We start from the raw sequence: 10605 nt of genomic DNA on the forward strand, positions 1-10605 counted from the left end.
AAGGGTTTCAAAAATCCACCTGTCCGAGTTTAGGGGTTTTGAAAATCCGCCTGTCCAAAATGAAGGGTTTTGAAAACCCACTGCTGTCCATTTTCTAGGGTACATTTTATTTCTTTTTTTAGGCCGTAAATCAAAGTGCCTGAAACCCTTGCTACAAGCGGATTTAAGCACGATTTATCCGAGTTATCGTTTCAACGTGCCTTGTGGCTACAATCCAGATGAACTTTATATAGATAAATCTAATTAAGTGCTACTCACCACTTTTTTAATTTCTATTCCTATTATACATACTACCACTCACTTTTTCGACAAACATGTGCAAATCTCAACATGCCTTGAGTGTACAATAATGATGTCGTAGGTGGCTGGTTATTCCTTGGCGGAAGGCTCCATTATTTTAAGTTCAGTCCTATATTAGGCATACAATGTAGTTTTTTAACACAGTAAAAACTCTATGCAACCTAACATTGTATTAAAGGCTCTAATGCAAATTTCTTTATTATCCAAGAAACCATAAATCTTTATCAACTCACTAAATCCGTCGTGACCGCCGCCACTTTTTATCAGATAGTCGACCATACTATTTTTAGATTTTTGATTTTTAAGAGCTGAAATTACCGTCATCCAAAAGTACCCACTATTATAAGTGTATTGCGTACTACTTGGATAATGAAATTTTATAAGCAAACTTAATATTGCATCTATGTTTCCATAAATGTCGAAACATTTTTCAATAAACAAATCATTAACTTCAAAATTATCAAGCAAATAATTTGATTCTAATTCCATAAAAAACCCTTTAAGTTCCGCTTCTTGTTCTATCTTTTTTAAAGCATCTAAAGCGTTTACTTTAGGTTCTTTTTTTGTACTGACAGGATATTTGATGTCCTTTTCTTTTTCTACATCCACTTCCTTGTTATACTTTGTGCACAATTGAATATAAATTTCATATTCCGCTTTTTTAAGTTCTTTTTCCCATCCTGCATCTACTAATGATTGTATTTCTTCACTAGCTTTTTCAAAACATTCTTTCTGCTCATATTCAGAATAAAAGTCTGTCTTTGCAATATTTAAATATACCTCTATTTTATAATAAAAACTATCCCAACTTAACTTTTGATAAAATCTATCATATTCAGTAGATATATTTTGCAAGCACTTTTCGATCTGCTTAATGTCCAAGCCTCTATATACCATGGACATTGCATATTCTAGGTGAATTAGATTATAAGTTTCTCGTAAAGTAGAAATTTTTTCGTAATAAAATTGAGCTGCATCAAAATTATATTCTGCTAATAATTTCATTACTATGCCATGTGTATCATTTTCTATATGATGCGAATTCATTACTCCTGCAATCTTTAATATTCTTGTTAAATAGTTTATCAGCATATCTGATGAAATCCAGTTATGCTTCAATAATATTTCTAGCGAAGCAAGCAACTTGTAATCTCCGATAGTATCTTTTCCATCGTTCATTCTCATGATACCATTGCTTACGCCTTTGAGAAGCAACTCATAGCTAAAAGTATCATTATGTTTAGACATAATAAAAGACAGCATGAATAAGGAATCACTCGTACTTGTAAAATCAATATCTTGATAAATCTTAGATGTATACAGCTTATTAAGATCTGTAATACTCAGTAATTTTTCAAATCTATTAGAGTTAAATAATTTCATTGTATGATAAATTACTAATATACCACCATTATAATGAATGCTATTTAAGTAGGCGATTGCCCCCTTAATGTGAATATCTTCGTCATCTGTTAGTGCTAAGGCTTTACCCAATAAAACCCTAATGTAATAATCAGCCTCATCATTATTAAACAAATTTGATTTTATATATCTAACAAACTTTGAAATAGAGTATGATTTTGTTATCATTTTTATAAATCCTAAGTATGCCTCTGCATATTTCTTTATTGATAAGTCTACTTCATACCTCATTTCATCTTCTTTAAAAGCATTCAGCAATAAAGCTACTGTATCACAATGGTCTTTCCAAAATACAGATGCGCTTAGAAATTTGTTATTATTAAAATATTCCCGTACTAATGCAATCTCTTTCTCAGTTAATTCCAGTTCTAAAACTCTTTTTAATGCCACATTCATGACCCCACTGAGATTTCCTAATATCACTTCTGCTGCGCATTGTACTTTCAAAGATTGTAATAGTGAAGTATTTTCAAATATTCTTTTGATGCACTCTGGTTTAGCCATTGCGATTGCAAAAACACTCAATTGATTTAAGTTCATTCTCTTAACAATATCGGAACATTTATCAGTATAGTATAGGATAAGATTATAATATAGCGAACTTAAATATAATAAATCTGTAGACAAATACTCACTAAATAAATTATCGATATTTGTTTCTTTTGATTTTTCTATGGCTGTATCAATTATTTCATTAATATTAGCTTTTTTTATAACAGTATTAATATAAGTAATATTTCTCCATACAGAATTATTATCTTTAACTGAAATTGAATTATAGTAATATTTTTTCTCTTGTGCTACTTTCATAATTTCACTATAGGTAGATAACATACTGGTTAAATAACTTTGTTTATCAAATTTATTCATGTAGCTAATTAATGAAACATAAATCTTAAAGAATTGTTTCAGTTCATCATTTAGTGATGCTTTAACTGATTGGCTAGATAAATGGTGAATAATTTTTTCAGGAATATACTTAAAGAATTCCTGAAAAGGTAAAGACTGATCTTGAGCAATACTTTCAAAAATCTGATTATTTTGAGATACTATAGAGAAAACAATCCAATCAGACCAAAAGTAAAACGATTTGTCAACACCCCAAGCCCTGTCATTACCAAGATATACATTAAAAAGCCCAATTAAAAAAGCAAGAGGTAAATCTTTTTCTTCTAATGCTTTATTTTGAAGATATGGGATTAACATCTTTTTAAACAAGTCAACATTTATTATGATATTTTGAGTTCTAAGATAATTCAAATCCTTTTCTATTTTATTCTCTAATTCTAGTGTGGTAAAATATTCAGCAAAGCGTCTGTGCTGGTACGCAAAAGTATATGATTCATTCGTAGTCGTAATATCAAAAAAGCTATCTGCCAGATATCCTACTATTTCATTCAAGGAGTTGTAATCGCATTTAGGAAAGAGTTTTCCAATAATATCATATAAATCAGAGTATCCGATGCTTGAGATATCTCTTTCAAATAACAAAAAAGCTATTTTTTTATTTAATTCAATAATCCAGTCTTCTTTAGGATTTGGCAAATTAAGTGATTCTAAATATTTTCTATGATGAATGTTTTTTAATATTTCTGAAGTACTATACTTCATTAAATCTGTTAATGAACTTTTATTATTGATTTTCTCTATATGATTCCACAATAATGATAATGTAAGTACATCTTGAACGTTTTCCACAAACTTCTGATTTTCATTTACCAGCATTGAAAGTTTTGCGCTTTTTTCTTCATTTCCTTTACTTCTGAAATAACAAAGTATTTGTTCATTATTTAATCTATCAATTGTATATTCATCAAAATTAAAAAATGTAGATTTTAAAATATGTTTATTATAACTCGACAATCTTGTAGAAATGATTATTTTTTTTGTAGACTCTTTTTCTAATAATTCCTCAATAAATAATAGAGTAGAAGTAATCCTAGTATTTGGTATTTCATCTAAAGCATCAAGCAAATATATAAACTTATTACTGTTATCTCCAATAAAAAAATCTTTTTTATAATGTGCGATAATGTTTTCTAAACTTTCTAATGCTGTATTATTTAAATTAACATAGACCGGCACTGCACCAATTGTCTGTATTTTTATAATCTGCTCTTCCAGTGTTGCTTCCTCAAGACCACCATAAATATGCAGCAACTTACACATACAAACACTTTTGCCCGTTCCAGCCGAACCAGTGAATAAATGTAGCCTTTTATCTGATTGGATAATCTCATCTGCATATTCTGTTATGGATAATCTTTTTTCTGTGCTAGACAAATCTAATTCTAAATATTCTCTTGATTGTAACAGCGTACTCATTCGAATACTCTTAGCATCTGAAATAAAACCTAAAATATCTGCTTCACCAAAGTAAAATTGCGCTAAATCCAAATTACTCGGCTGATTTAAAGCAATCTTAAAATTGTTTGGCAAAAACCACTCAACCGTAATTCCTTTGTTTTTACACTTTGTTTCAATGCTTACTGCAGTATCACATGAGGTCTGAGCTTCTTGATTTAAGTAAATAATTATATGATTAAGATTACTATAATTCTCTAATGCCTTGTCCACTGAATGCTCAATATTTGTGTAGCTTATATTTTTCTCAAAAAATTTAGCTTGAAAACCATAATATTTTTCATCAGAATATTTAATAGGTTCTGTTTCCAACCCCACTTGATTAAAGTCGGTACGAATTCCTTCATTTATTCCATATCTACGGCAAAATAAGAAATAACACATGCTTTCGAAAGCATCTGTAGCTTTAGGATGTTTGACCTCAAATTTTTTCCAGTTTATCTCTACCATATTATACCTCTCAACAATGTACAAATCTAATAAGAATAAAATCTCCAATAAAAAGATTGAGAATTTTATCTTATCAGTTATAAGATTTTGTTATCTAGTAAGGAAGCACTATTAGGATATGTTAGCCTCCAACCGCAATCACATAAAACTAAATGACTTTATCCTCTACATTACCACCAGTAGCTTCCAGCTTTTTTCAGAGTTTTCTCATTCTCACTCTTTTCATGCTCCCGCGTTCCAAACAATTCATCTTCCCTCGCTACTGTTGGATCAAACCAATCAGCTTTTTTCTTTGCCCAATCAATCCATTCAGCAGTTTTTTCATCATTCATATCTACTTTTGATTCCAATGCATTTATATAAACTCTGATTTTACTGGCTATATCATAGTCTTGTGCCATATTTGTTAATGCAATAGTCTTATCAACTTCCTCATTATATCGAATTTTACGCTCTTCACGGAGCCTTTTCGCTTCAGCTTCTTTCCTTTTAGCTTCCTCATAAGCTTCGCGATTTTTGCGAACCACTTCAGATTCTTCATAAAGCTCTATCAGCATATCACCGAGTCTGGATTCTACTTTTTCCTTTTCGGAATCTCTAAAGTACCGGCTTTGACGAATACAAATTCTTAGTTTCCCATTGAAAAGGTAATCATATTTTCGAATATTGGGCTGACTTGCCCACTTGTTATGGCGCTTTGCATCCTCATAGATAAGTAATTCCTGTGCTTCCTGTCTGGTGATTTCATGTTTGACTTCATCTTGAGCCTCAAATATTTCAAGACTTACACTTTCATTTCTAATTGTAAGTGAAAGATCATCATTAACAGAACCGCCCAACATCTCAATTTGACGATAAATGTCATCAAGAATACGGTAAACGCGCGGAAGTGTTTCATTCGAAATAACACCTGCTAGAAATGGCGGACGATTTGTATAGTTTTTAAAGCTTCTTTGAGCACCTTCAGGTTTTCTGTCGTTTTTGTTCCACTCCTTTACTTTAGTGTGATAGGATATGATTTTTTTATGTAGTTTTGTATTTTCGCCATATACCTGAATTTTCTCAGCTACAAGCAATACCTTCTGACGTTCTTCTTCTGTTAAAAAAGCAAGTGTTTGTTGTAGTGCAATTGACTCTTTTACCCCTGCGAAAGATTTTAACCCTGTTTTTTCCGTAATCCCTTTAGCAACGTGAAGAGGAGTTTTTTTCATTTTTTCTCCAGCACGCAGCCTAGCCCAGTAACCTCTAGGTGGAACAGGAACATTGAGAGATTTACAAATCTTATGTATTGCTACATCAGATACACCATATTGAACCGCAACTTGAACTACTGGTTTTGCCCACACTTCCTCGTACAATTTTTCTCTGTTATACGTATTCCATTGGCCTGACACTGTACGATTAGTAAGCTGACTATTATCATTTTCGTCAGTTACTTCACTCGCCGATTGTTCCTCAGCATCTTCAATTGCAATTCCAGCTTCTGAGTCTTTTATGTCTGATTTATTATCCTCATTATTCTTAGCATCGGCAGATTCCGAATTAGCAGAACACTTAGAACGTTTGGATTCAACATTAATAGGAAGTATTACTTCACTTTGTGACGATTTCGGTAATGGGATTTTTTCTACCGGCTTTCCAAAGTTTAATTTAGTCCAGTATCCAGAGGGTGGAATAGGAATTTCTATCTCTTTGCATAGCCTAAGCAACTCTACATATGGAACGTTATATTTCTTAGCAACACCGGCTGCTGAAATTTCCCATATTTCATTATATAAAATTTCTCTGCTTATTTTAATGAATTGCTCTTCAGGCATAGCACCCCTCTTTTCTCTAATTTCTTCAGATCCGATATGGAGTATTTTGGGTCTCAGATATCTTTCTCTATATCCAGCGAAAACGCGTACTCAAATAATTTCAAGTCTCTTGTTCCGCGTTTTCGCTTAATATAAAAAGTAAGTCTTTTTTCATTTCTTCAAATTGAGAAATAATTGTGTTCAGGCTCTTTTCTATATTCTGAACCTGAACCTCCGATATTTTCCCATACTTATACGCAATCAGCCGTTCAGCAATGATTTGGTAGCTCCAGCTATCGGAATACTTATCTTCATTGTGGATAGCAAACCCGATGGGCAGCAGATCATTTCTCATGCCAATACTAACTGCCATTGGCGATATTCCAAGATAATCAGCTGCGATTTTGCAAGTGATTTTAGGGAATTTTCTAATATCTTCATCTGTGTACCTTCCCATGTGTTACACCTCCAAGCTAAATAAAATATTTCTTTAAATTCCCGCACATAGCTTTAACTTCATTCAACGACTATTTACAAACCTTCGTCTTAATAATATTACTTCTTATACTGGACTGCCTGGTCTAAATCTAAATTTGAACTAAGATATAAATTCATTGCTCTCTGAATAACACTTACTAATAAATTTATTTAAAAGAACCCTTTCACTTGGCTCAAGTTTTACATTGTCTAAAGCCCATAGGTGAATAGCTTTTCCGACAGCATATGAAAATTTTTCGGTATCACTCTTCTGCACGTTGTTTCTGGATACATTAGGTATAATAGCTTTGTTCTTGATATTGAAAAGCGCAGATTTTAAGTTTATTCCATTAATTATACTTGGAATTGAAATTGAAAAATCGGGAATAAGGACATTTTTTATAAATACCTTATCTGTTCTTATCCATGAATATTGGCCGAATCCCTTTGATTTTTCATATAACAATACTTTATTAATATCATCATTGATTGCCAAACAACTAACTTTTTTTGTGCGAGTTGGTGAATTGGAAGAATGTCCATGTTCTCTACATAGATTTTCAAAGCAATATTCTCCGATTATTGAATCACTAGAATTTTCAATTGTTTCCTCTACAAGTTCATCTTCATCTGTACAGAATATTTCCAAATAATCAACGTCACTTAATTTGTTTATAGCCTCATCGAAGTCATCCAGAACGTCTAAGAAATTGTTGAATTTATCCGAAGCTTCTTTTGAAATGATAGGCACTTTAAGATAAGCTATCTGACCATCATGAACGAAATCATTTATATTCAGTTCTATCTCAGATTCCTGGACTAGAATATCTTTATCACATATATATACGTAACTCGTATCGCCATCAAAATCTTCTAAAGTGTCCACACAACCAATTGTTTTACAATTCAGCTCAACATAACCCTCAATATTATTTAGGTATTTATCAAGCCTTGCTATAGTATCCGAATTTTCTTTTAGCCCGATTAATTCACATGGAGTTTCTGAAGTATTACCATTTTCATAGTTCAATATTTTTATGGGTATGCTGCAATCAACAAAGTTTAGTTCTATAAATTCTTTAGTCTTTTTTACGTCAGGGAAAACTTCTGCAAACTGCTCTAAATCTAATATTATATCGGTTCCTTGCATTCTAGTGCTTTGTTCCTGTGTTAGACAAATATATTCACTATTTCGTTCAAGTTCAATTTTGTTTAGCTTTTGATCATCATATCGCTTAGATTCAACGTTCACGTTACTTGATAACATAAAACACGAAAGAAATCCTATTCCGTAATTACCAATCGGATTATAGGTATATCCTTTATACTTGTACTCGCTTGAAGAATAATAAGAGACTCCAACATTTAAGAAATATTTTTTCAGAATATCAAGAGACATGCCAACACCATTGTCGGTAATCATGACCTCTTTTTTATCCCTATTAAAGATTATGTTGATGTAAGGTTGGTACTTTTCAAATTGATAGTCCTTATGTTTTTGAGATACTTCTTTCATCAGCATGCAAGCATCTATAGAATTTTGCACAAGTTCCCTCAATCCATATCGTTTCTCCCCATAAATATGTTCACCCATTAATAGCTTAGTTACCGCATTATAATCTAAATCAAGCCTAAAATCAGAAAAAGTGAATGTTTTAGTTTGAATTTTATTTTCTATATTTGATTTAAATAAAACAGCATACTTTTTATTTTGAAAAGTATCAGATAAATTGATAGCATCCAGTAATTCCTGATTGATATAATCAATGTATTTTAACAATTTTCTATGTACTTTAGGATCAGAACTTTCACCGTATAACCTGATCACTTTTTGTTTAGTAGTCTCGTTTATATATATTTTAGGCGTATTTGCAATTATAAAATGCTGACGCCATTCTAAATCGCCAAACCCTTCGGGATTAATTAACTGATATAGATGCATAGGGGTTCTATTTTCATCAATATCCAGTAAGTCAGACAACCTTAATAGCAATGCAATATACTGTGCATTATACGAATAATTACCTTTATAATTATCTTGCTCCAATTCAGTTTTTAACCATTGAAATGACTCGTTATGCGATTGACAAATCTTCTGCATATCTTCATCAAAATTTATATTAGTGCTATTGGGAAGTACAAACCAACTTTGTTTTTCTTCATCCATATTGGCAATATGATAAGCCGATCTTTTGGCATGGATAGGTCTAATGCATTCTTGCAGAGCTAGCTTATCATCCTTTAGTGCTTGTAAAACAACAGAATATTTACATTCGATAATATTGGGATCATCCTGTCTGATTCTCGTAATTTCTTTATCTGTGACAACCATTCCAATATCATGCAATAAAGCAGAATATATCATCATTGTTATTTCCAAATCATTCATTTGGGTGATATCATCAATGATATCATACATATAGTTTGTGAGCATAATTGAATGGTCTACGTCATGTTGAGTATAGTTAGAAAATACATTTATCACTTGAGGCAATAAGTCTTTTGCATAATCAAATACATTTTTTATGTTCGGCAGAAATTCGCTTTGCCTATCGATAAGTATTTTATATAATTTAGAATCATTTATATCCATGCCAATCTCCCTTTCTGTTTTTTATGAGCTTTTATTTACATAACCCATTTTAACAGAATTCTTTTTCCCCTTCTTTTATACCTTCCGTCCTTAGGCTTCATCACATCTTTCGGTATTGCCAAAGTGATGCCAAACCGAACAGCACCCGATATCTTATCTTGTATGCACAGTACAGTCCCAACGTATTTTTCATTGAAAAGAATTCGGTCAATTGTGGAAGTGCTCCATATGCCCACTCCCCTTGCTGTCGGAAGTCCCAATAAATGTTCATGAGTACGGTTCAAAAATCTATTCTGCTTATTATTGTTTTAGAGGATACGCATAACTTCCGCATTTGCACATTAAAGCAACAGGGTTCTCGCCAGCATATATTGTTGAAATTGCGGTGTGGCATTTTGAACACTCGAAGCACTGGCAAAACTGCTCCATTGCATCCACTGCCGCTAAAAACTCCGGCTTAGATATTTCATAATCTGGATTGTGATGTATAAGTACGTTTGTTACCCAGTTTTCTGCGGTAGCGGTGGTAATCCGCGCCTTTAAGGTACTCTCCAATAAATCAAGTTGATTAATAGTCTCAGTCTGATTAAAAACATGTGCCTGCTGCTTAGCCTTTTTTATTAGATTTTGCAGTTCTTTATATGCCGCACTCATATATTGACCATAGTCCCATTTATGGATATTATTATAGCGAATTCGTGCATGCAACTTGTCGCAGATATTTTCAAAGTGACATTCCATCTCCCGCCTGAAAAACGCTGAAGCACCATGAAGATCCATTTTAGCCTTGGTTCGGCTTGTATTCCAAACGTCTTGTCCCACAACCGTCACTGGGCCTTCTTCCACGTTCCAATACAAAAACTCTATACTATTTTTTCGCTCAACGACGCCTTCATTAATAAGATTTTTTGCCCATACATTATCATGGGTTGTAATAATAAATTGCCGTTCAGGAAAGAACGATTTCAAAAGTCGGCAGAAATTCTTCCTATGCTCAATGTCGACAGACATAACTACATCGTCTAAAACAACCAATCCGAATTCTGATGTTGTTAACTTCTCCATTAGCGCGAAAAATAGGGCAATGCCCATGCTGTCTTGGTGCCCTTCGCTGTGAAACGCCATTGGCGGAAATTGACCTTGCCCATAGAAATCAACACTCATATTCACGGCCGCACCATCATTATTCAGAGTAGCAGAAAA

General features: G+C 32.6%; 5 protein-coding genes. All 5 read right to left on the bottom strand.

Going from position 1 to position 10605, the window contains the following annotated elements:
- Positions 1-435: 435 nt before the first annotated feature.
- On the bottom strand, positions 436-4536 hold the full coding sequence (locus DSOL_RS24540) for an NACHT domain-containing protein (protein WP_075367359.1): 4101 nt from the start codon (positions 4534-4536) through the stop codon (positions 436-438).
- Between the two features lie 170 nt (positions 4537-4706).
- Positions 4707-6353: a hypothetical protein gene (locus DSOL_RS24545; RefSeq protein WP_075367360.1), complete on the bottom strand. Its 1647-nt coding sequence runs from the start codon at positions 6351-6353 to the stop codon at positions 4707-4709.
- A 100-nt stretch (positions 6354-6453) separates the two neighbouring features.
- Positions 6454-6789, bottom strand: a complete 336-nt coding sequence (locus DSOL_RS24550; RefSeq protein ID WP_075367361.1) for a hypothetical protein — start codon at positions 6787-6789, stop codon at positions 6454-6456.
- Between the two features lie 141 nt (positions 6790-6930).
- Positions 6931-9402: an HD domain-containing protein gene (locus DSOL_RS24555; RefSeq protein ID WP_075367362.1), complete on the bottom strand. Its 2472-nt coding sequence runs from the start codon at positions 9400-9402 to the stop codon at positions 6931-6933.
- 300 nt (positions 9403-9702) lie between these two features.
- On the bottom strand, positions 9703-10605 hold a 903-nt coding region (locus tag DSOL_RS28260; RefSeq protein ID WP_207649673.1), incomplete at its 5' end, for a hypothetical protein.

Origin of the sequence: Desulfosporosinus metallidurans (assembly GCF_001936615.1) — a bacterium.
GTDB lineage: Bacteria > Bacillota > Desulfitobacteriia > Desulfitobacteriales > Desulfitobacteriaceae > Desulfosporosinus > Desulfosporosinus metallidurans.